We start from the raw sequence: 21,362 nt of genomic DNA on the forward strand, positions 1-21,362 counted from the left end.
GAGTCCGCACCCTCCGAAAGGCCCTCTCATGCTCAAGACCGCGGTACAGGAACAGCTCCTGCCCGGAGACACCCTCCAGGCCAAGTGGGACTTCGCCCAGCAGGCCGGCTACGACGCGATCGAACTGCGCGGCAAGGGCGACTTCCACTTCGCCTCCCGGCGCGAGGAACTGCGGCAGGCACGCAAGGACGGCATCGTCATGCCCACCGTCTGCGTCGACATGCTGCACTTCCTCGGCGCCTTCGACGAGGAGCTGCGCCGTGACGCCGTCGCCCAGATGAAGTCCCAGCTCACCGTGATCGCGGAGATCGGCGGAGTGGGCGCCCAGACCCCCGCCTCGTACGGCATGTTCTCCCGCCGCCTGCCGCCCTTCACACCGCCGCGCACCGAGGAGGAGGACCGCGAGGTGCTCCTCGCCGGGCTCACCGAACTCGGCGAGCACGCCCGCCGCGAGGGCGTCACGCTCTTCCTGGAGCCGCTCAACCGCTACGAGGACCACATGGTCAACCGGCTCGACCAGGCCGCCGACCTGATCCGCGCCGTCGGCCTCGACTCGGTCCGGATCGGCATCGACAGCTACCACATGAACATCGAGGAGACCGACCCCGCCGCCGCGATCGTCGCCCACGCCGACGTCATCGGCCACGCCCAGGTCTCCGACTCCAACCGCTTCCAGCCCGGCGCCGGCCACCTCGACTGGCCCGCCTGGCTCGGCGCCCTGCACACCATCGGCTACGACGGCCACCTCGCCCTCGAATGCCGTCTCACCGGCGACCCCGTGGAGGCCGTGCGCTCCGTCCCCGGCTTCCTCAAGAGGTCCGGCGCGTGAACTCCCCCCCGCACCTCCTGGACCGGCCCGCGCCCACCGCGCCCGCAGACCTGACCCTGCGGCGCGGTGCGGCGCGGGTCCTCATCGACAACTGGACCGGCACCTCCACCGTCCCCTCCCGTACCCTCTACCCGCACCAGTGGAGCTGGGACAGCGCCTTCATCGCCATCGGACAGCGCCACCTCTCGGTGCGCCGTGCCCAGCGCGAACTGGAGTCCCTGCTGGCCGCGCAGTGGGCCGACGGACGCATCCCGCACATCGTCTTCAATCCGGCGGTGGCCGCCGACGCGTACTTCCCCAGCCCGGACTTCTGGCAGTCCTCCCGGGCGGGCCGGGCCGCCGGTGCCCCGGCGGCTCCGCAGACATCGGGCATCGTCCAGCCGCCGGTGCACGCGCTGGCGGCCTGGCTGGTGCACCTGGCCGACCCGGTCGAGTCCCGCCGCAGGGGCTTCCTCGCCCGCGTCCACCCCCGCCTGGCCGCCTGGCACGACTACCTCCTCGCCCGCCGCGACCTCGGCGGCCGAGGGCTGGCGGCCATCGTGCACCCGTGGGAACCCGGCATGGACAACAGCCCCTGCTGGGACCGGGCCCTCACGCGCGTCGAACCGGCCGCTCCCGACACGTTCCGGCGCGCCGACCTCGACCACGGCCACCCGGCCGACCGGCCCACCGACCTCGACTACGGCCGTTACGTCCGGCTGGCCGCCGACTACCGCGAAGCCGGCTACGACGACCGGGCCGCCCGGCACCGCTTCGCCGTGGAGGACCCCTCCTTCAACGCCCTGCTGATCACGAGCGAACTGGCCCTGGCCGCCATGTCCCGCGAGCTGGGCCTGCCCCACGAGCGGCACACCCGGCGGGCCGAGCGGCTCACCCGCGCTCTGGTGGAGCGGCTCTGGGACGAGGAAGCGGGCCTGTTCCGCGTGCGCGACCTGCACGACGACACCCTGGTCGACGAGGGGAGCGTCAGCGGGCTGGTCCCGCTGCTCGTCCCGCGCCTGCCCGAGGACATGGTCCGCCGCCTGAGGGCCACGCTCGTCGGCCCCCGCTTCAGCGCCCGGGCCACGCACCTGGTTCCCAGCTACGACCTCACCGGACACGCCTTCGACAAGCACCGCTACTGGCGCGGGCCGGCCTGGTTCAACACCGCCTGGCTGATCGAGCGGGGCCTGCGCACCCACGGCCTCCTCGAGGATGCCGAGCGCATCCGCCGGGGCTTCCTCGACCAGGCTCAGCGCTCCGGGTTCGCCGAGTACATCGATCCGGACACCGGCGAAGGCCGCGGCACCCGGCACTTCTCCTGGACCGCCGCGCTCGCGCTCGACCTGCTCTGCGCCGACCACGAGGGGTTCCGGTCATGACCGCCGACACACGGATCCAGCTGGTCCGGGACGCCACCTTCGTCCGTCTGACGACCGAGGGGGCGATCACCGGCAACCGCGGGTCGACGCCCGACGGGCTGTTCTTCCAGGACGCCCGGCACCTCAGCCGCTGGCAGCTCACCGTAGACGGTTCCGACCCCGCGGCCCTGGTGCCGGCCACGCCGGAGGGCGACGACACGGCCGCCTGTGTGCTGACCCCCGAGGGCACCCGGGACAACCCGCCCGCCTACACCGTCTTCCGGCGGCAGAGCGTCACCGAGGGCACGTTCACCGAACACCTGCGCCTGGTCAGCAACCGCCCCGACGCGGTGACCGCCCGCGTGGACCTCACCGTCGACACCGACTTCGCCGACCTCTTCGAACTCCGGGCGGACGACCGCCGGTACGACAAGCCCGGCGCCGAACGCGAGATCCGCGCCACCACCGACGGACTGCGCTTCTCCTACCGCAGAGCGGACTGGCACGCCGGCACCGAGGTCGTCTGCCGCCCCGCCCCGGACGCGGTCGCCCGGGCCCGCTCGGGTACCCGCGCCACCGCCCGCACGCTGAGCTGGCACGTCCCCCTCGACGCCCACGGCGCGGCCGACCTGCACCTGGCCGTCCGTGCCCGGCCCCACGGCCGGCCTGCACGCACCGGCACGGCCGAGCAGGCCACGCGAGGACCCGCGCCCACGAAGGCGGACGGGGCGGACGACCTGACCCTCGCCTGCGAGCGCGGACTGGCCGACCTGGACCTGCTGACCATCCCGGTCACCGGCGTCGACGGCGAGGACCTGCGCGTCCCCGCCGCCGGCATCCCGTGGTTCCTCACCCTGTTCGGCCGCGACTCCCTGCTGACGTCGTACTTCCTGCTGCCGTACCGGCCCGCGACCGCGGCCGCCGTGCTCAGCGCGCTCGCCGCCACCCAGGGAGAGCGCCACGACACCTTCAGCGGCGAACAGCCCGGCCGCATCGTCCACGAGACCCGGCACGGCGAACTCGCCCACTTCCGCCAGGTCCCCTACGGCCGCTACTACGGCGCCGTGGACGCCACCCCGCTCTTCCTCGTCCTGCTCCACGCCCACCACGAGAAGACCGGTGACCCCTCGCTCGCCCTCCGCCTGGAGACGCATGCCCGGCGCGCCGTCGACTGGATGCTGACCGACGGCGGCCTGGACGAGCACGGGTACCTCGTCTACACCCCCGACCCCGGCGGACTGGTCAACCAGAACTGGAAGGACTCCGCGGGCGCCATCTGCTTCCGCGACGGCACCCAGGCCGAAGGCCCCATCGCCGTCTCCGAGGCACAGGGTTACGCCTACGACGCGCTGCTGCGCACGGCCGGACTCGCCGAGGACGTCTGGCGGGACGAGGCGTACGCGCGGCGGTTGCGCGAGACCGCGTCCGGGCTGCGGAACCGCTTCGCGGTCGACTTCTGGATGCCGGCGGCCGGCTTCCCGGCTCTCGCCCTGGACGGGGCCGGCCGGCAGGTCGACGCACTGGCCTCGGACGCCGGACACCTGCTGTGGTCGGGCATCCTCGACCCGGAACGCGCCCGCCGGGTGGGCCGGCGACTGCTGGAGCCGGACTTCTTCTCCGGCTGGGCGATCCGCACCCTCGCCGCCGGACAGCGGCCCTACCACCCGCTCTCCTACCACCGGGGCAGCGCCTGGCCGCACGACAACGCCGTCATCGCCCTCGGTCTCGCCCGGCAGGGGCTCACCGACGAGTTGCGCCTCCTCACCGAAGGGCTCGTCGCGGCGGCGGCCGGCCACGAGTACCGCCTGCCCGAGGTCCTCGCCGGTTACGACCGCTCGGCCACCGCCGGACCGGTCCCGTACCCCCACTCCTGCTCACCGCAGGCCTGGGCGGCCGCCACCCCACTGGCCCTGCGCACGGCTCTGGAACAGGAGCGATGAGGCCCGTCACCGTGACCGGTGTGGCGTTCGCCTGCGTCGCCGGCCTGCGCCTCCTCGGCCTCGTCGCAGCGCCCCACCACCCAGCGGCCGGAGAGGGACGAACACGAGGACGCGATCTTGACCGGCCGGCCCGGCGCGGGTGGCTCCGGCTCGGAACGTCTCCTCCTTCCGGAACCTGCCCCTGGGCAAGTCGCCCCCAGGGCGGCGGTGGCCGCGGCCGGTCCCGCGGGTGGACTTCGGCCCAGGAGGGTACGCGCGGAGCAATCAAGGCGTGATCATATGATCATGACCCTTCTGAGCGATGTTCCGCAGCCCGTCCGGCTCGGCACCTGGCCGACCCCGCTGGAACCCATGCCGCGGCTGGCCGAGTCACTCGGTCTCGGCGCCGAAGACCTCTGGGTCAAACGCGACGACCTGGTGGGTCTGGGCGGCGGCGGCAACAAGATCCGCAAACTCGAGTGGCTGTGCGGTGCGGCTGTCGCCGAGGGAGCCACCCACCTGGTGACGACCGGCGCACCACAGAGCAACCACGCCCGATTGACGGCGGCAGCAGGCGCACGCCTCGGCCTTGAGACCGTACTGGTACTGGCGGGCACCCCTGACACGGCGGCCGGGGGCAATCTCGCCCTGGACGCGCTGTTCGGCACCACCTGCGTCTGGGCCGGTGCCGTGGACGGCCCGACGCTCACCGCCGCGGCCGACGAGATCGCCTCACGACTGCGGGCCGAGGGCGCCCGACCGGCCGTCATCCCGTTCGGAGGGTCCAATGCGCTGGGGGCCCGCGGGTACGTCTCCTGCGGCCACGAACTACTCCTGCAGGACCCGGGCCTGGATACTGTCGTCGTCGCCGTGGGGTCCGGCGGCACCATGGCCGGCCTTGTGCACGTGCTCGGTCCTCAGCGCGTTCTCGGAGTCCACTGCGGTGCCGTGGGCGATCCGGTCGGCACCGTGGCCGCGCTGGCCTCCGAGCTGTCCGGCGCACTCCTCTCACCGGACTCGCTGCGGCTGCGTACGGACCAGGTCGGCGACAGCTACGGCACGTTGACGGGACCGGTCATGGAGGCCCTGAACCGCACCGCTCGCACGGAGGGCATCGTCCTCGACCCCGTCTACACGGGGCGGGCAGTAGCCGGTCTCGTCGCGGCCGTCGCCGACGGCGACATCACCCCCGGGCGACGTACCGTCCTCCTGCACACGGGCGGCCTTCCCGGCCTCTTCGGACACTCCGGTGCGATGGAAGCGACCGCGGCGGACTTGGCCGCCCGAAGCCGCGCGCGCTGACGGCCCGGCGTCCGCGCCGCTACGTCCGCGGACCGGCAGCCGGCCCGGCCGTGCGAGCCGTGGGACGGATCCGCGGACGGATCCGCCTGGTCACCGCACCGTGGCACGGCGACCAGGCGGATCGCGCGACGGCTGCCCCTACGCGGTGACCTCCGACCGGTCCCCGCCCCACAGCGTGTGGAAGGCGCCGTCCCGGTCCGTCCTGCGGTAGGTGTGCGCCCCGAAGAAGTCCCGCTGCCCCTGGGTCAGCGCGGCGGGCAGCCGCTCGGCGCGCAGGGCGTCGTAGTAGGCGAGGGCGGCGGCGAATCCCGGCGTCGGTACGCCCTGCCGGGTCGCCGCCACCAGGACCTCGCGCCAGTCGTCCTGCGCGGCGGCGATCTCCTGGGCGAAGGTCTCGTCCGACAGCAGACTCGGCAGGTCGGGCCGGGCGTCGTACGCGGCGCGGATCCGGTCCAGGAAGGCCGCCCGGATGATGCAGCCGCCGCGCCAGATCGCGGAGACCGCGCCCAGGTCGATGTCCCAGCCGTACTCCTCGCTGCCCGCCGCGATCTCGTGGAAGCCCTGTGTGTAGGACACGATCTTCGACGCGTACAGCGCCTGCTCGACGCGGTCGGCGAAGGCGGCCGCCTCCGACTCCCCGAGCGGCGCCGCCTTCGGGCCCGCCAGGCCGCGTGAGGCCTCGCGCAGCGCCGCGTGACCGGACAGGGAGCGGGCGAAGACGGCCTCCGCGATGCCGGACACCGGCACTCCCAGGTCCAGGGCGATCTGCACGGTCCAGCGGCCCGTGCCCTTCTGCTCCGCCTGGTCGACCACCACGTCCACGAACGGCTTGCCCGTCGCCGCGTCCACGTGCGACAGCACCTCCGCCGTGATCTCGATCAGGTACGAGTCCAGGCGTCCGGTGTTCCAGGTGCGGAAGATCTCCGCGATCTGCGCGGGGGCGTACCCGGCGACGTCCCGCAGCAGCTGGTACGCCTCGCCGATCAGCTGCATGTCGGCGTACTCGATGCCGTTGTGCACCATCTTCACGAAGTGCCCGGCGCCGTCGGGACCGACGTGCGTCACACAGGGCGCCCCGTCCGCAGCCTTCGCCGAGATCTTCTCCAGCATCGGGCCCAGCGACTCGTACGACTCCTTCGAGCCGCCCGGCATGATGCTCGGCCCGTGCAGCGCGCCCTCCTCACCGCCGGAGATGCCGGTGCCCACGAAGTGGATGCCCTGCTCGCGCAGTTCGCGCTCCCGGCGCCGGGTGTCCGCGAAGTGCGCGTTGCCCCCGTCGATGATCATGTCCCCGGGTTCGAGGAGCGGGGCGAACTCCCGGATCACCGCGTCGGTCGGGTCACCGGCCTTCACCATGATCACCAGGCGCCGCGGCCGCTCAAGGGCTGCCACGAACTCCTTGGCGGTCTCGGTCGCGACGAAGTCGCCCTCACCGCCGAACTCCTCCACCAACGCGTGCGTGCGCGACGCGGTCCGGTTGTGCACCGCGACCGTGTAGCCGTTGCGGGCGAAGTTGCGGGCGAGGTTGCGGCCCATGACCGCGAGACCCGTGACGCCGATCTGCGCTGTAGTACTCATTGGGATGGCTCCTCAGACAGTGGTGTGGCGGGTCGTGTCCGTGGTGAGAACGTTCGCTGACCCCTGCGGGGCGCGGGACGCGGATCAGCCGAAGTCGGGGCTGTCGGCACGGGTGCGCTTGATCTCGTAGAACCCCGGCATGGAAGCGGCGGTGAGCACGGCGTCCCACAGCCGGGCCGCCTCCTCGCCCCTGGGCGCGGGACTCACGACGGGTCCGAAGAACGCGACCGGGTCTACGGCCGCACCAGGTCCGGGAACGGCAATGATCGGGCTGCCGACGTCCTGGCCGACGAGGGTGATGCCTCTGTGGTGGGAAGCGCGCAGTTCGTCGTCGTACTGGTCCCCGTCGCCCGCGTCTGCCAGGTCCGCCGGCAGGCCCACGTCGAGCAGTGCGGCTTCCAGTGTCTCCCTGTCCTTGGGTCGCTGCTGCAGGTGGTAGCGGGTGCCCAAAGCGGTGTACAAGGGTTCGAGTATCTCGGGACCGTAGCTCAGACTCGCTGCGGTAAGAACCCTCACCGGTGCCCACGCCTCGCCCATCAGTACGCGGATACGCTCCGGCAGCTCGTCCAGACGGTTCTCGTTCAGGACGGACAGACTCATGACGTTCCAGGTCACCTGGACGGACCGGGTCTCGACCACTTCCAGCATCCAGCGCGAGGTCAGCCAGGTCCACGGGCACACGGGATCGAACCAGAACTCCACGGTGCCGGGCGAAGCAGGGGTGGTTGCAGCTGTGTTCACGGGAAACTCCTAGGGCTGTTGCAGCCCGGTTCGTCGTCGCCCGGATCCCGAACGGACGGGCGGCCGTCAAGAGCATTGGTGCGGACCGACGGTGCATGTCGTGCGGCCCGGTCAGCCGACTCGGCTCCGTTGGGCCGGTCGGCTGAGCATCTGGACACCCTAACCCATAGATGACCGGTCGGCTATACAAGGGTGCGGCGAGCCGCGGGCGTCGGCAGGCCGAGAGCCCGGCAACTGGATCGCTCGGCCCGTTCCTCAACGCAGGAATCCCTCATAGCGATGCTGTTCGACCTGACTGCTGATCTGCTTGACGGTCTCCAGTCCCACACTCACGATGATCAGGATGCTGGTCCCCGTGAGCTGATTGGAACTGCCGAAATTCCCGAGCGCGACCGTCGGCACGAGCGCGATCAATCCGAGGTAAATCGATCCGGGCCAGGTAAGCCTGTTGAGGACATATCCCAGGTACTGAGCCGTAGCCTTCCCGGCGCGGATTCCCGGCACGAACCCCCCAGCCTGCTTGATATTTCCAGAGATCTCCTCCGGATTGAAGGTGATCGCTACATAAAAGAAGGCGAAGAAGACGATCAGGAGGAAGTAGAGCGCCACGTAGTAGGGATGATTCCCTTTACTGAGATTATTCGTGATCCACGTCGACCAGCCGGAACCCGACCCGGCGAACTGCGCCACAAGGGCAGGAATATAGAGCAGCGACGAGGCGAAGATGACGGGGACCACGCCGGCCTGGTTGACCTTCAACGGAATATAGGTGGCCGTGCCGCCGTACGCCTTGCGGCCGACCATTCGCTTCGCATACTGAACAGGAATGCGGCGTTGCGCCTGCTCCACGAAGACGACCAGGCCGACCATGACGAATCCCACCAACAGGACGATACCGAAGGCGAGCCATCCCCCGGCGAGGGTGCTCTCCTGCTTCACCGCCCAAAGCGCCCCGGGAAGGGTGGAGGCGATCGAGAGGAAGATCAGCAGGGACATCCCGTTGCCGACACCACGCTCGGTGATGAGCTCGCCGAACCACATGACGCACGCTGTACCTGCGGTGATCGTCACGACCATGACCACGGTGACGAAGATGGAATCGTCCGGCACGATCTGCGAGGCGTCTCTGCAGTTGGGGAACAAGGCGCCGTTGCGGGCGGTCGCTACGAGTCCTGTCCCCTGCAGGACGGCGAGTGCCACTGTGAGGTACCGACTGTACTGCGTGATTTTCGCCTGCCCCGACGGTCCTTCCTTCTTGAGTGCCTCAAGCCTCGGAATCACCGCCGTGAGCAACTGGAGAATGATGCTCGCGGTGATGTAGGGAAGAATACCAAGAGCAAATACCGTGATCTGCAGGAGCGCTCCACCACTGAACAGGTTGACCAGTCCGAGGATTCCACCCGACTCCGAAACGGAATCCACGCAGGATTGGACCTTCTGGTAGTCGACTCCCGGGATCGGCACGTGTGAGCCGAGCCGGAAGAGCACAATAATTCCCAGGGTGAAGGCCAACTTCTTACGCAAGTCAGGGGTCTTGAACACCTGCGCGAACGCGTTCAGCACGATATTTCCTCTTTTGCGGGCCAGGCATGGGGACGGACAGCGTGTGGTGCGGTGGTTCCACCGCGTCCGGGTAACCACCGTCGGCCCGGCCTGCGAGGCCGGAGGATGCCGGTCCGCGGCTCCTTCGGCCCATGCTGCACGAACCGGGCGCGACCGGCCCGTCCTGGCGGCCAGGATCTCCGCACCGGCCCGTGGGAATCCGCCCCGCGGCCGACCGGGGAGTCCATGGGCTCGTACCGTACGGACAACAGCGGACCCGGGACGATTACACGCCGATGAGGTCCCCCGGAGCGAGCAGGCATGCCGTCCACACCGACAAGGACGTGTCCCCGCACGACGGTCGGCGGGTGACAGGACCCGACGGGACCTCCCCCGGATGCCGGAATCGCCCCGTGCCCGTAATCTGGTCGAATCATGCCGTATCGGGTCATGACGCCAACCAACTCCTCGGCGGCGGGCGAGCCATGCGCACCCAGGGGCCGAGTCAGTCACCTCGTTGGCACCAGCAGGACTGCGGCAACACGAAGGGCGGAAGTGCCATGGCATTCGGGGTGGACTCCCCCACTGACCAGCGGGTTTCGCAGGCCGAGTTCACACTGCACGTCAACGGTGAGGAACACGCCGTACGGGTCGACACACGAGTGACGCTCCTGGACGTGCTGAGGGACAGGCTTGGCCTGACCGGTACCAAGAAGGGCTGCGACCAGGGTGCCTGCGGCGCGTGCACGGTGCATGTGGACGGCAAACGTGTCCTCTCGTGCCTCACCCTCGCCGCCCAGTGCCAGGACCGGCAGGTGACGACGATCGAGGGTGTCGGCGACGAGGAGACTCCGCACCCCCTCCAATCCGCCTTCCTTCAGCACGACGGGTTCCAGTGCGGCTACTGCACTCCGGGACAGATCATGTCCGCCCTCGCTCTGCTGGAAGAGGGACGGGCCGGCTCCGCCGACGAAATCCGTGAGTACATGAGCGGGAACATCTGCCGCTGCGGCGCCTACCAGAACATCGTTTCCGCCATCCAACAGGTGGCTGGTGATCGCGGTGCAACCCTTTGAGTACGTGCGCGCCGGCGCTCTCACCGAGGCGATCGGCGAAGCAGGGACTGACGGCTCCGCCGCCTATCTCGCCGGCGGCACGACACAGCTCGACCTGATGAAGGACGGCGTTCTGCGGCCCAGCCGCCTGATCGACATCACACGCCTGCCCCTCAGAGGCATCGAGCATCACGAAGACAGACTGATCGTCGGGTCGCTCACGACGATGGAAGAACTCGCGGCCGATCCGGTGGTGAGTCGAAGGCTGCCGTTCGTCCGGGAGGCGTTGCTGCGCAGCGCATCCGTACAACTGCGCAACATGGCCACCATCGGCGGAAACCTGCTGCAACGCACCCGGTGCCGGTACTTCCGCGACCGGACCGTCGCGACCTGCAACAAGAGGGCGCCCGGTTCGGGCTGCGGCGCCATCACGGGTGCGCACCGCACGAGTGCCGTGCTGGGTACGAGCACATCCTGCATCGCGACCCACGCCTCCGACCTGGCGGTGACCCTGGTCGCCCTGGACGCGACCGTCCACGTGACCGGTGCCGAAGGGGCCCGGGCCATCCCCCTCACCGGTTTCTACCGCGTCCCGGGCGAGGACCCCTCGGTGGAGAACGACCTTCGCCCCGGCGAACTGATCACCGCCATCGATGTACCCCTTCTCCCGCAAGAGGCCCGCTCGCATTATCTGAAGGTGCGCGACCGTGCGAGCTACGAGTTCGCCCTGGCCTCCGCGGCCGTGGCCGTCACCATGCGGGACACCAGGGTCGAGTCGGCTCGAGTAGCCCTGGGCGGAGTCGCAACGGTTCCCTGGCGTGCCGTCGAGGCCGAGGCCCTGCTGACCGGGGCCGAGGCGAGCGTCGCGCTGTTCCGGACCGCCGCGCACGCGGCGGTGGCGGGCGCCGACCCCCGTCCGCAGAACGCTTTCAAGGTGGAACTGGCGCAGCGAACGCTGGTGCGGTCGCTGCAGTCCGTCACGGGAGTGAACTCATGACGACGCTATCCCGGCCGCAGCTTCTCGGTGCCGCACGTGACCGCGTCGAGGGGCCGCTGAAGGTGGCCGGCAGGGCACCGTACCCCAACGACTTCTCCTACCCGGGGATGGTGCACGCCGTCGCCGTGGGCAGCACGATCGGCGCGGGACGGATCTCCGGCATCGACACCTCGGAGGCCGAGAACGCTCCGGGCGTGATCTCGGTCCTCACGCATCTGAACGCCGGGCCTCTGCGACGCGCGCCCGTGACACCTCTGGGCGTCTCGCCCCCGGCTCCGCTGCAGGACGACGTGGTCCATCACTACGGTCAGCACGTGGCCGTGGTCGTCGCGGAGACGTTCGAGGAAGCCACGGAGGCCGCCGCCCTGGTCCACGTGTCCTACACCCACGAGGAGGCGATCCTCGACCTGGACGATCCGCGCGCGGAGCGCAGGACCAATCCCTGGGGGCGGGACGCACAGCGGGGTGACGTGGCACAGGGCCTGGCCGCCGCCGACGTCGTGGTGGACCGTACCTACCTCACCCGCGACAACACGAACAACCCCATGGGCCCGCTCACCACCGTCGCCCGGTGGGAGAACGGTGTCCTGCTGATCAACAATTCGACGCAGTGGGCCACTCTCGAGCACACCTCCGTCGCCGCGGCCTTCGACCTCCCGCTGGACGCCGTCAACATCTCGGCACCGTACGTGGGCGGCGGATTCGGCGCCGGCCTGCGCGTCTGGCCGCACGTCGTCCTGGCGGCACTGGCCTCCAGGACGACCGGCCGACCGGTGAAGCTGGTCCTCACCCGCCCTCAGATGTTCACCGCCTGCGGCCACCGGCCCAAGGGAAAACAGCGGCTTCTGCTCGGCGCGACGAGCGACGGCATACTGACGGCCATCGATCACGAGGCCCTCACCGCCACGGCGATGGACGACGACAACTTCGAGCCGACGGCCACCGTGTCCGCCGCGGCCTACGCGTGTCCCAACGTGTCCACCCGGGACCAGCAGGCCCGGCTGAACATCCCCGTGCCGAACTCCATGCGAGGGCCGGGTGCGGCGACGGGCAACTACGCGCTCGAGTGCGCCGTCGACGAGTTGGCCGTCGAACTCGGCATGGACCCCCTGGAGCTTCGGCTGCGCAACGATGCCACCACCCATCCGCAGCTCGGGCTCCCCTGGTCCAGCCGCGGGCTCCGCGAGTGCCTCGTCCATGGCGCGGAGCTCTTCGGATGGTCCCGGCGCACACCGGAGCCCCGGTCGATGCGCGACGGCGACATGCTCGTCGGGTACGGTCTGGCCGCGGTCGGCTATCCGTGGTTCCGGGCACGCTGTGCGGCGCGTGCGACGGTGCGCCAGGACGGCACCGCGTACGTGTGCAGTGCCGGGACCGAGATCGGCAACGGGGCGTACACGGTCTTCGTGCAGTTGTCGGCGGAGTTGCTTGGCCTCGACGTCGAACGCGTCACCTTCGGGCTCGGCGACTCGTCCATGCCCGCGGCTCCACAGACCGGCGGATCGGGCCTGACCAGCTCAGTGGGCAGTGCCGTCCACGAGGCGTGCCGCCGCCTCGTCGGTGACGTCCTCGCGCTCGTGGCCGAGGACCCCGACTCCCCGTTGTACGGGTGTTCCCTGGAGGAGGTCGAGGTCGGTGCGGGGGGCCTGCGCCGGCGTGACGATCCGACGAGGTCGGAATCCTATGCCCGGATACTCGCCCGTAGCGGGCTCTCCGAACTGACGGCCACCGGAGAGAGCACACCGGCCAAGCCGCAGGAACTGGGGATGGCCCCCGCAGGTGCCTTCGGGGCGAAGTACGTGGAGGTCCAGGTGGACCCGGACCTGGGGCGGCTGCGCGTGGCCCGGGCCGTCTCCGTCATCGACGGAGGCCGCATCCTCAACGAGAAGATGGCGGAGAGCCAGATCATCGGCGGGACGGTCGGCGGCATCGGCATGGGCCTGCTGGAGGAGGCCGTGAGCGACGCCGGAACGGGCCGCGTCGCCAACGCCACGCTCGGGGACTACATCGTCCCGGTCAACGCCGACGTCCCCGACATGCAGGTCGCCTTCGTAGGCGTTCCCGACCCGGCCAATCCGATCGGGACCAAGGGCATCGGGGAGATCGGGCTGGTCGGCATCGCTCCGGCGATCGCCAACGCCGTGTACCACGCAACGGGCCGACGGATCCGTTCCCTGCCCATCACCCTGGACATGCTGCTGTGAACGGACGGACGGAGGACGAGACGACGGCGGCGCACTTGCGGGCCGCGCTGGTCGGGACGTGGCGGCTGGTCTCCTACGAGGCCGTCGCCGTCGACGACGGCGAGGTCGTCCACCCGTTCGGGAAGCGGCCCCTGGGTCTGCTCATGTACGCGGCCGACGGGTATATGTCCGCCCAGATCGCGGCACCGGACAGACCTCCGTTCGATGGGAACCGCCTGGAATCGGGCCAGCCGGAGGAACTGGCCGATGCGGCCCGTCATTACCTGGCCTACGCCGGTCCGTTCCACGTTCGCGACGACCGCACGGTGGTTCACCAGGTCGCGCTGAGTCTCTTCCCGAACTGGACAGGTCATGCCCAGCTGCGCGTAGCCCGCATGGCGGGAGGCACCTTGGAGCTGGCGCTGACCGAACCGGCGCAGATCTGGGGCCGCACGCGCACGGGCGTGCTCACTTGGCACCGGGCGCAGGCGAACACCTCTTCTTCGGCAGACGACGCACTGCGCGATCCGCCGATGTGATGTCCCCATATCTCTACACTGGCAGGCTGCCATGACTGAAGAGTACGAGCGGGCCCGCACGGCCATCTGTCTGGTCGATCCCTACAACGACTTCCTCTCCGAGGGCGGCAAGCTGTGGCCGGCCCTGGAGCACGTGGCGCGGGAAGTCGACCTGCTGAACCATCTGCGTGCCATCGTCGCCGCCGGCCGCGAGGGCGGGCTCCAGCTCTTCTTCGTCCCTCACCGCCGCTGGGAGGAAGGTGACTATGACGACTGGGCCTATCCCAACCCGACCCAGCAGGCCGTCCGCCACCGCCACTCGTTCGCGCGGGGGACGTGGGGTGGTGAGTTCCACCCTGATTTTCAGCCGGCCGAGACCGACGTGGTCATCAAGGAGCACTGGGCGCAGAGCGGTTTCGCCAACACCGATCTGGACTTCCAGCTCAAACAGCACGGCATCACACACGTCGTCATCATCGGCCTGCTCGCCAACTCGTGCATCGAGTCCACCGGTCGTTACGCCATGGAGCTCGGCTATCACGTCACCCTCGTCCGTGACGCCACCGCCGCTTTCAAGCCCGAGATGATGCACTCGGCGCACGAACTCAACGGGCCCACGTTCGCCCACAGCATCACGACGACCAAGGATTTGCTGCTGGCCCTGGAGAACGCGCGCTAGCAGAGCGCTGTGAACTCATTCCGGCGGCAGGGCGATCGACTCGGCAAGGGCGCGGACCTCGGCGGACCAGGGCGTCGGCCTCAGAGTGGTGTCGTCGATGCGCACAGCGGTCCGGGTGCCGTGCGCATAAGTCGTGGCACCGTCGGCGGAGCACACCCTGAAGCCGGCGGTGACCGAGGTGGTTCCCACGTGCTGCGTCCAGAGGTGTACGGCGTACTCTCCGGGTTTCAGGACGGGCAGTTCATGGTTGACGCTGAACGCCTTGACCACGTTGAAGCTGTCCCCGCTGGGACGTCCGGCGTTGATCAGACCGTGCCCCTGCCAAAAGGCGACCCACGCCCGTTCCACGAGTACCTGGTAATGGCTGTTGTGCAGCATGCCCATGGCGTCCAGGTCGTCGAAATGGACGCTCAGCGGTATCAGGACGCCCCCGGCAAGCTTCGCGGCAGCGGTCCGGGCGGTTGCGGTCATCGCGTTCCTTCTGACTGTTCGGGACATGCATCCTGCAGTTCTTCAACGCGGTCAGCGCTGTCTGCCGCTGAGGCCCTCGGTTCCGGCGATTGCACCCGCGCGTTACCGGATTCAGTCCGAGGTCTCGGCGTCGGGCCGCTCGCCCGGACATCCACTCATCACCGACGACGGGTTGGGGACCATGAGGAGCTCGTTCTGGGAAACCGCTTGACCGTCGTCGTCGACGAAGCCGACGTGGACGCAACGGCCGTCCCCACGCGTCCGTCGCAGGACCGAGGGGCCGGACGGCCGCGCCCGGTGGCGGTCGCCCCACTGCTGGAGTGCCAGGAGAACCACCCGCAGTTCGCGTCCGGAGTCGGTCAGGTGGTAGCTCTGCCGCGGCCTGCTGCCGGGCTCCTGGTAGGTCCGCGTGCACAGTACGTCCGCCGCGACCAGCGACTTCAGGCGGGCACTGAGCAGGTTGGAGGCGATGCCCAAAGACGCCTGCATCTCGGCGAAGCGGTGCCGTCCGGCAAAGATCTCGCGAAGTACGAGGAACGACCAGCGCTCGCCGAGAACCTGCAGACTGCGCTCAACGGAACACGCCGGCTCGTCCTCGTCTTGCCCGGACCGATGCTGCCTGGCAGCCAACACCCACCTCCCGGTCGTGCGGGGCCGACCGCGCCTTCCCCTGCTCCTCAGAGCTCCGAGTCTACCGCTTGACTTGCATTTTGCAACCGAGGTGAGGTTCGCCACTCCTGCCGATGGTGGTCCAGCAATCCCGGCATCTGACTTGCAAATATCAATCCAGATGTTAGCCTCACGAAAAGTAGACATGCAGGTGTCACACGTTCTTCTCGCGAGGCGGGCCGCACCGCACAACTCACCGCACACACCTGCCGCAACGGTCAAAGGCGCCCGGACAGGCCCACACTCCGCGACCGCGCATCACCAACATATGCCGAGCACACGTCCGGTCCGGACGTGTTTCAAGGGGACGAATCATGGAGATCAAGGGATCAGTCGCAATCGTGACGGGAGCCAACCGCGGCATCGGGCGCGCCTTCGTCCGGGCCCTGCTGGACCAAGGGGCCGAGAAGGTGTACGCGGCGGCGCGAAACCCGGCTTCGGTGACGGACCCGGACGCCGTTCCACTGCGCCTGGACGTTACCGACGCGGACAGCGTGGCCGCCGCCGCGAAGATCGCGAACGATGTGTCCATCGTGATCAACAACGCGGGTGTCGGCGGATCCAGCACGCAGCTCCTGACCGGCCCCTTCGACGGCGCCCGCCAGGCCATGGACGTCAACTACTTCGGCACCTGGGCGGTGGCCAGGGCCTTCGCCCCCATCCTGGCCGGCAAGGGAGGGGGCGCAGTGGTCAACATGCTCTCGCTGGCTTCCTGGGTCGGCCAGCCCCAGTTCCCCGGTTACGCGGCCTCCAAGGCCGCGCAGTGGTCGCTGACGGACGCGCTTCGTAAGGGCTTGCACGCCCAGGGCACTCTGGTGATCGGAGTGCACACCGGATTCGTGGACACCGACCTCAGCGCCTGGACCGACGCCCCGAAGATCAGTCCCGAGCTGGTGGCCGACTTGACCATGGGTGCCCTGAAGCACGACCAGCTGGAAGTCCTGGCCGACGAAGAGACGCGAGCCGCCAAGGCCGGCCTGTCGGCGCCCATAGTCACGCCGTCACAAGCCTGAGACGCCGCTCCCCCTGGCCCGGCCGAGTGGAAGCGGCACCACGGAGCCGGGGACGGACGATCGCCGGCCGCGGGGCAACCTCGCCGGCGGCCTGGTGCCGCGGCCGCGGCCCCGCCACGCGGACCAGCGCATGCGTCACTCATCACGACCGCTTCGTCCCGGCCCCTCCCCCGGCTTACCGCCCCACGCGCACAACGGCGCCTCGGCACATGAAGTGTGCCGAGGCGCCTGCGCACCCGGGGCGAGTGCTGCCACGCCGGGTAGACCGTCCTGGGGCCTGTCTGACGATTCCCGTCTGCCTCGCGACGCCATGCACGCTCCCCCGGAGGGGGCACCCCCACTCGCCGCACCGGCCCCAGACCCGAGTACAACCGGTACGCGGGTCTGGGGCCGGCACTCCCCCAGCCTCCGGCCGGGGGGACCCCCAGAGCACGCACCTGACGCCGCGAGGCCGCCCTTCGGGCGACGACGCGACTTGTCAGACAGGCCCTAACGCAGTGTCCTGAAGGCCGTGCGGATCTCCCGCGACAGCAGGTCCGGCTGCTCCCATGCGGCGAAGTGACCGCCCTTGTCGACCTCGTTCCAGTGGACGAGGTTGCCGAATGCCTTCTCGCCCCAGCTGCGGGGTGCGCGGTAGATCTCGCCCGGGAACACCGTGACCGCGACAGGGAGGGTGGGGATGTCGAAGGCGTCGAAGGGGCCGCCGCCGGCTTGTGCGCCCTCCCAGTACAACCGCGACGAGGACGCACCGGTGTTGGTGAACCAGTAGAGCGAGATCGCGTCGAGCATCTCGTCGTAGGTCAGGACCTTTTCCGGCTTGCCACCGGAGTCGGTCCATTCTGCGAACTTGTCGTAGTAGTACGCCGCCATCGCGACCGGGGAGTCGGCGAGGGCGTATCCGATGGTCTGCGCACTCTGGTTCATCATCGCGGCGTAGCCGAAGCCGTCCCGGTAGAAGTGCAGCAGCCGGTCGTAGGCGACCTTCTCGCGATCCGAGAGGCTGAAGGGCGCCGGATCGAAGTTGCGAAGGTGCCGGAGCACGTCCTGCGGCACCGTTCCGGGCATGTTGATGTGAATGCCCAGGAGCCCTTCCGGACGCTGAACCGCCAGCAGCTCCGAGATGATGGCACCCCAGTCGCCTCCCTGGGAGACGTAACGCTCGTAGCCGAGGCGAAGCATGAGTTCGTGGAACGCACCCGCCACCCGGGCCGGGTTCCACCCGGTGGTGGTCGGCTTGCCCGAGAAGCCGTAACCGGGCAGCGTCGGAAGGACGAGGTGGAAGGCGTCCTCGGCTCGCCCTCCATGGGCCGTCGGGTCGGTCAGCGGGCCGATGATCTTCAGAAGCTCGATGATCGAGCCGGGCCATCCGTGCGTCATCAGCAGCGGCAGGGCGTCCTCGTGCGGTGAACGGATGTGTGCGAACTGGATGTCCAGCCCGTCGATCTCGGTGATGAACTGCGGCAGCGCGTTCAGCCTGGACTCGACCTTGCGCCAGTTGTAGCCGCTGCCCCAGTACTCGACGAGCGGGCGCAGCCGGGCCAGTTGAGCACCCTGGGACCGGTCGCCGACGGTCTCCTTGTCGGGCCAGCGGGTCTCCCTCACCCGACGCCGGAGTTCGTTGACGTCTCGCTGCGGAACCTTGATCCGGAAGGGGCGGATTCCGGGGATCGGCTTCGCCACGTGCGGTGAAGCACTATCGGCCCCGGGCCCTGCCGCCGCCTGAGCCTGCCCGGGCAGGCCGATCTGCGTGGCGGCGACGGCGCCTGCCGCGATTCCGAGGAAGCGACGCCGACCGGTGTAGTGCCGACCGGTGCCTTCGGTCGTGCTCATCGGGAACTCCTTTTCTCGCTCGCGACACGCAGTTCGCGAGCGATGGGATGACTGGACCGGGCGCTCGGTCCGCACTGCGACGGGCGAACGGCTGCCTGACCCGGGGAATTGTGTCGACCTGTCCGTCGCGCCGGTACACACGCACGGTGTGCGTGGACCACTGGCTCGTGAGCGAAGGACCCCGTCGACCTGGATGGAAGCGGCGACCCCGTGTTCCGACTGGATCGCGTCCGACATTGCAGCGATCATGACACCAATGGCATCACCGGTCAAGCCGGTGACGAGTCGATGCCACCAGAAGACCACTTCGGCACGCCGGCGATCACCCGCTCGGCGGCTGGCGCACTTTTACTTGACCAGGCAAGTATAACCACGAGAAGGGCCGCCGCAAGCGAAGGCGACGCTCCCCATGACCCTCCCTATACCTTGGTATAGATGCACTCGAAGCATTGCGGAATGGCTGGCTCCGGCGCAGCAGTCCGACGTAGGTTGCTGACTCGTGCATCAGAACAATCCATGCCGCCCCGGGCGAGCCGTCCTGCGCGACGCGGCGGTAATCGGGGCCTCGGCGGCAGCGACCGTGGTCACCGCGCTGTACGCGGACCGCGCGGACCTGCGGTTGTATCCGCAGCTGCTCACCAGCAGAGGGGTGGACCTAGCACCCGGGGTGATGAGTCTGTCCCTCAGCGTGCCGTTGCTGGCCGTCCTCCTCTCCTGCTGTCTGCTGTGGTGGCGGCGCAGCCGGCCCGCGCTGGTTGCGGTGGTCCTGATCGGGCTGTGCACCCTCCTGCCCGCCGTTCCTGCGGCGGCGATCGCCCTCTTCACCGTCGCCTCCCGGTGCGACACTCCTACGACACGCTGGACGACGGCAGCGAGCCTCCTGCCGATTCCGCTGTGCCTCACTGTGAAGGGGACGTTCGACTCACCGGACATGGCCGCGGCGGTCAGCGGCACCCTGGTGGTGCTCGGATCGGTGGGCTGGGGCCTCTTCGTACGCACACTGCGCGAGCGTGCCCTGCGGGCCGAACAGGAATCCGAGCTGAACGCGGCACAGGCCCGGCATCGTGAGCGGGAGGCAATCGCCCGTGAAATGCACGACGTCCTCGCCCACCGGCTCTCCCTCCTGAGCGTTCACGCCGGAGCGCTGAAATTCAATCCTCACGCACCGGCCGAGCAGATCCAGCAGGCCGCCGAGGTGGTCGCCGTCAGCGCGCGCCAGGCGATGGAGGATCTGCGGCAGGTCCTCGGCGTACTGCGCACACCGCTCACTGCTGACGCCACCGACCGTGCCGAACCACCGCAGCCCACACTGGGCGACCTGCAGCACCTCATCGCGGAAAACCGAGGGGCCGGCATGGACGTCGAGGTGGACGTGCGGCTCACACAGGCGGACCAGCTCGACGATTTCACCAGCCGCACCGTCTACCGAATCGTCCAGGAAGCCCTGACCAACGCCCGGAAGCACGCCCCCGGCGAGGCGGTACGGGTCGCGCTGGCCGGGGCGCCTGGAGAGGGACTCACGCTGGAGATCGTCAATACTCTCGGTAGGCCCCGGGCTCAAGGTGCGCCCGGGGGTGCGGGTCTGGGTCTCATCGGACTGGCAGAGCGCGCGTCCCTGGCCGGCGGGCAGCTCACCTATGGTGCGGATGCGGGTCGGCATTCGGTGCTGGCCCGGCTGCCGTGGAATGCGTGAACCCTCTGGAGAGCAAAGTGATCCGCGTACTTCTCGCCGACGACGACGCTCTGGTCCGCGCCGGACTGCGCATGATGCTAGGGGCCGCAGAGGACATTCTGGTGGTGGCCGAGGCGTCCGACGGCCAAGAGGTGCCCGCTCTCGTCGATGCGCACGCCCCCGACCTGGTCCTCATGGACATCCGCATGCCCACCATGGACGGCATCGAGGCCGCCCGCATTCTGCGGGCCCGCCCGAACGCGCCCGAGATCATCATGCTCACCACGTTCACGACCGACAGCTATGTGCTGCGTGCCCTGCAGGCCGGCGCGACGGGCTTCCTGCTGAAACACACCCAGCCCGAGGACATCGTGACCGCGCTCCGCAGAGCGGCCGAAGGCGAGGCAGTACTCTCGCCCGACGCCCTCCACCAGCTCATCGCCGCTGTGACCTCGCCCCAGGAGACCGCGCCGATGCCACGCACCGGCGTCGGAACGCTGCCCACCGATCCGGAAGGGGAGCAGCATGCCAGGCAGCTGCTGGGCCGGCTCGGCACCCGCGAACGTGAAGTAGCTGTCGCCATCGGTGAGGGGAAGACCAACGCGCAGATCGCCGCCGCTCTGTACATGAGTGTGCCTACGGTCAAGGCGCATGTGTCCCACATCCTGAGCAAACTGGGTCTCAACAACCGCGTGCAGATCGCGCTTCTCGTCTACCGCAGCGGACCGCGGTAGTCGTCGCGGGCCTGCACCCCCGATGTCCGACGCACCGATCACTCGCCCACCGCTCAGATGAATGTCGAGCCTGTCGTGCGCGGCGTTACCGCTCCGGCGGCCGGCCGAGGTTCGTGTCCCTTGCCCCGTGCAAGTCCGCCACCCGTACGGCATTCGGCTCAAGCGCCACACGATGCGCAGCGCGCATGACAGGCCGGGGACCGTCGACCGCCTAGGCTCGCGCGGGTGGTCATCCGCCTGCGGCTCCGCAGTCGCGCCTGAAGCTGTCTCCTCGGGAAGCAGGGGAGCCA

Annotated in this window: 18 protein-coding genes; 12 read left to right on the top strand and 6 right to left on the bottom strand. The window is 69.4% G+C overall.

All coding sequences use genetic code 11. The features are described 5' to 3' along the window. Positions 1–28 precede the first annotated feature (28 nt). From ACGH52_RS38395 to ACGH52_RS38410, 4 genes are all read left to right on the top strand, one after another. A complete protein-coding gene (locus tag ACGH52_RS38395) occupies positions 29–829 on the top strand; it encodes a sugar phosphate isomerase/epimerase family protein (protein WP_210975760.1) in 801 nt (266 codons plus the stop codon). Further along, positions 826–2,190, top strand: a complete 1,365-nt coding sequence (locus tag ACGH52_RS38400; protein WP_121702427.1) for an MGH1-like glycoside hydrolase domain-containing protein — start codon at positions 826–828, stop codon at positions 2,188–2,190. Before ACGH52_RS38395 ends, ACGH52_RS38400 begins: the two co-directional genes overlap by 4 nt. Next, on the top strand, positions 2,187–4,109 hold the full coding sequence (locus tag ACGH52_RS38405; RefSeq protein ID WP_399946342.1) for a glycogen debranching N-terminal domain-containing protein: 1,923 nt from the start codon (positions 2,187–2,189) through the stop codon (positions 4,107–4,109). The genes ACGH52_RS38400 and ACGH52_RS38405 overlap by 4 nt, the downstream gene beginning before the upstream one ends. 285 nt (positions 4,110–4,394) lie before the next feature. Continuing rightward, positions 4,395–5,390, top strand: a complete 996-nt coding sequence (locus ACGH52_RS38410; protein ID WP_121702430.1) for a D-cysteine desulfhydrase family protein — start codon at positions 4,395–4,397, stop codon at positions 5,388–5,390. 138 nt (positions 5,391–5,528) lie between these two features. Here ACGH52_RS38410 and gndA read toward each other — a convergent pair whose 3' ends face one another. The 3 genes from gndA to secY form a co-directional block, all read right to left on the bottom strand. Further along, positions 5,529–6,968, bottom strand: coding sequence for an NADP-dependent phosphogluconate dehydrogenase (gene gndA, locus ACGH52_RS38415; protein ID WP_059297023.1), 1,440 nt, complete (start codon positions 6,966–6,968; stop codon positions 5,529–5,531). 84 nt (positions 6,969–7,052) lie between these two features. Then, entirely contained in the window at positions 7,053–7,709 is a 657-nt protein-coding gene (locus ACGH52_RS38420; protein ID WP_193777594.1) for a DsbA family protein, read from the bottom strand. Between the two features lie 255 nt (positions 7,710–7,964). Next, a complete protein-coding gene (gene secY / locus ACGH52_RS38425) occupies positions 7,965–9,272 on the bottom strand; it encodes a preprotein translocase subunit SecY (RefSeq protein WP_121701950.1) in 1,308 nt (435 codons plus the stop codon). Between the two features lie 539 nt (positions 9,273–9,811). Here secY and ACGH52_RS38430 point away from each other — a divergent pair. Genes ACGH52_RS38430 through ACGH52_RS38450 form a run of 5 tightly spaced genes read left to right on the top strand, consistent with a single transcriptional unit; the run spans position 9,812 to position 14,683 of the window. Continuing rightward, complete coding sequence (locus ACGH52_RS38430; RefSeq protein ID WP_121701949.1) at positions 9,812–10,327, top strand: (2Fe-2S)-binding protein; 516 nt, start codon at positions 9,812–9,814, stop codon at positions 10,325–10,327. Further along, positions 10,305–11,303: a xanthine dehydrogenase family protein subunit M gene (locus ACGH52_RS38435; RefSeq protein WP_238696729.1), complete on the top strand. Its 999-nt coding sequence runs from the start codon at positions 10,305–10,307 to the stop codon at positions 11,301–11,303. The genes ACGH52_RS38430 and ACGH52_RS38435 overlap by 23 nt, the downstream gene beginning before the upstream one ends. After that, on the top strand, positions 11,300–13,507 hold the full coding sequence (locus ACGH52_RS38440; RefSeq protein ID WP_121701948.1) for a xanthine dehydrogenase family protein molybdopterin-binding subunit: 2,208 nt from the start codon (positions 11,300–11,302) through the stop codon (positions 13,505–13,507). The genes ACGH52_RS38435 and ACGH52_RS38440 overlap by 4 nt, the downstream gene beginning before the upstream one ends. Further along, complete coding sequence (locus tag ACGH52_RS38445; RefSeq protein WP_121701947.1) at positions 13,504–14,025, top strand: lipocalin-like domain-containing protein; 522 nt, start codon at positions 13,504–13,506, stop codon at positions 14,023–14,025. Before ACGH52_RS38440 ends, ACGH52_RS38445 begins: the two co-directional genes overlap by 4 nt. 31 nt (positions 14,026–14,056) lie before the next feature. Beyond that, positions 14,057–14,683 carry an isochorismatase family cysteine hydrolase gene (locus ACGH52_RS38450; protein ID WP_121701946.1) on the top strand — a complete coding sequence of 209 codons (627 nt, stop codon included), beginning with the start codon at positions 14,057–14,059 and terminating at the stop codon, positions 14,681–14,683. Positions 14,684–14,698: 15 nt separating this feature from the next. On the opposite strand, the gene ACGH52_RS38455 is transcribed toward ACGH52_RS38450, so the two are convergent. Together ACGH52_RS38455 and ACGH52_RS38460 are read right to left on the bottom strand one after the other, a co-directional pair. Continuing rightward, positions 14,699–15,154, bottom strand: a complete 456-nt coding sequence (locus ACGH52_RS38455; protein WP_121701945.1) for a thioesterase family protein — start codon at positions 15,152–15,154, stop codon at positions 14,699–14,701. A gap of 111 nt (positions 15,155–15,265) precedes the next feature. Beyond that, positions 15,266–15,970, bottom strand: coding sequence for a helix-turn-helix domain-containing protein (locus ACGH52_RS38460; protein WP_210975763.1), 705 nt, complete (start codon positions 15,968–15,970; stop codon positions 15,266–15,268). A 167-nt stretch (positions 15,971–16,137) separates the two neighbouring features. On the opposite strand from ACGH52_RS38460, the gene ACGH52_RS38465 reads away from it, so the two are divergent. Further along, positions 16,138–16,836, top strand: coding sequence for an SDR family oxidoreductase (locus ACGH52_RS38465; RefSeq protein WP_121701943.1), 699 nt, complete (start codon positions 16,138–16,140; stop codon positions 16,834–16,836). Positions 16,837–17,325: 489 nt separating this feature from the next. Here the strand turns inward: ACGH52_RS38465 and ACGH52_RS38470 are convergent, their stop codons facing one another. Next, positions 17,326–18,666, bottom strand: coding sequence for an epoxide hydrolase family protein (locus ACGH52_RS38470; RefSeq protein WP_121701942.1), 1,341 nt, complete (start codon positions 18,664–18,666; stop codon positions 17,326–17,328). 580 nt (positions 18,667–19,246) lie between these two features. On the opposite strand from ACGH52_RS38470, the gene ACGH52_RS38475 reads away from it, so the two are divergent. Both ACGH52_RS38475 and ACGH52_RS38480 read left to right on the top strand, forming a co-directional pair. Continuing rightward, positions 19,247–20,359: a sensor histidine kinase gene (locus ACGH52_RS38475; protein WP_399946351.1), complete on the top strand. Its 1,113-nt coding sequence runs from the start codon at positions 19,247–19,249 to the stop codon at positions 20,357–20,359. Positions 20,360–20,364: 5 nt separating this feature from the next. Beyond that, positions 20,365–21,072, top strand: coding sequence for a response regulator (locus ACGH52_RS38480; RefSeq protein ID WP_399947030.1), 708 nt, complete (start codon positions 20,365–20,367; stop codon positions 21,070–21,072). Positions 21,073–21,362: the final 290 nt, after the last annotated feature.

The organism is Streptomyces sp. BBFR25, assembly GCF_044590125.1.
Classification (GTDB): domain Bacteria; phylum Actinomycetota; class Actinomycetes; order Streptomycetales; family Streptomycetaceae; genus Streptomyces; species Streptomyces canus_D.

Excerpts from the sequence above, each read along its gene's own strand:
- ACGH52_RS38430 (WP_121701949.1), top strand. The coding sequence starts at position 9,812 with ATGGCATTCGGGGTGGACTCCCCCACTGACCAGCGGGTTTCGCAGGCC.
- ACGH52_RS38440 (WP_121701948.1), top strand. The coding sequence starts at position 11,300 with ATGACGACGCTATCCCGGCCGCAGCTTCTCGGTGCCGCACGTGACCGC.
- ACGH52_RS38460 (WP_210975763.1), bottom strand. The coding sequence starts at position 15,970 with ATGTCTACTTTTCGTGAGGCTAACATCTGGATTGATATTTGCAAGTCA.
- ACGH52_RS38450 (WP_121701946.1), top strand. The coding sequence starts at position 14,057 with ATGACTGAAGAGTACGAGCGGGCCCGCACGGCCATCTGTCTGGTCGAT.
- gndA (WP_059297023.1), bottom strand. The coding sequence starts at position 6,968 with ATGAGTACTACAGCGCAGATCGGCGTCACGGGTCTCGCGGTCATGGGC.
- ACGH52_RS38395 (WP_210975760.1), top strand. The coding sequence starts at position 29 with ATGCTCAAGACCGCGGTACAGGAACAGCTCCTGCCCGGAGACACCCTC.
- ACGH52_RS38410 (WP_121702430.1), top strand. The coding sequence starts at position 4,395 with ATGACCCTTCTGAGCGATGTTCCGCAGCCCGTCCGGCTCGGCACCTGG.
- ACGH52_RS38465 (WP_121701943.1), top strand. The coding sequence starts at position 16,138 with ATGGAGATCAAGGGATCAGTCGCAATCGTGACGGGAGCCAACCGCGGC.
- ACGH52_RS38470 (WP_121701942.1), bottom strand. The coding sequence starts at position 18,666 with ATGAGCACGACCGAAGGCACCGGTCGGCACTACACCGGTCGGCGTCGC.
- ACGH52_RS38405 (WP_399946342.1), top strand. The coding sequence starts at position 2,187 with ATGACCGCCGACACACGGATCCAGCTGGTCCGGGACGCCACCTTCGTC.
- ACGH52_RS38455 (WP_121701945.1), bottom strand. The coding sequence starts at position 15,154 with ATGACCGCAACCGCCCGGACCGCTGCCGCGAAGCTTGCCGGGGGCGTC.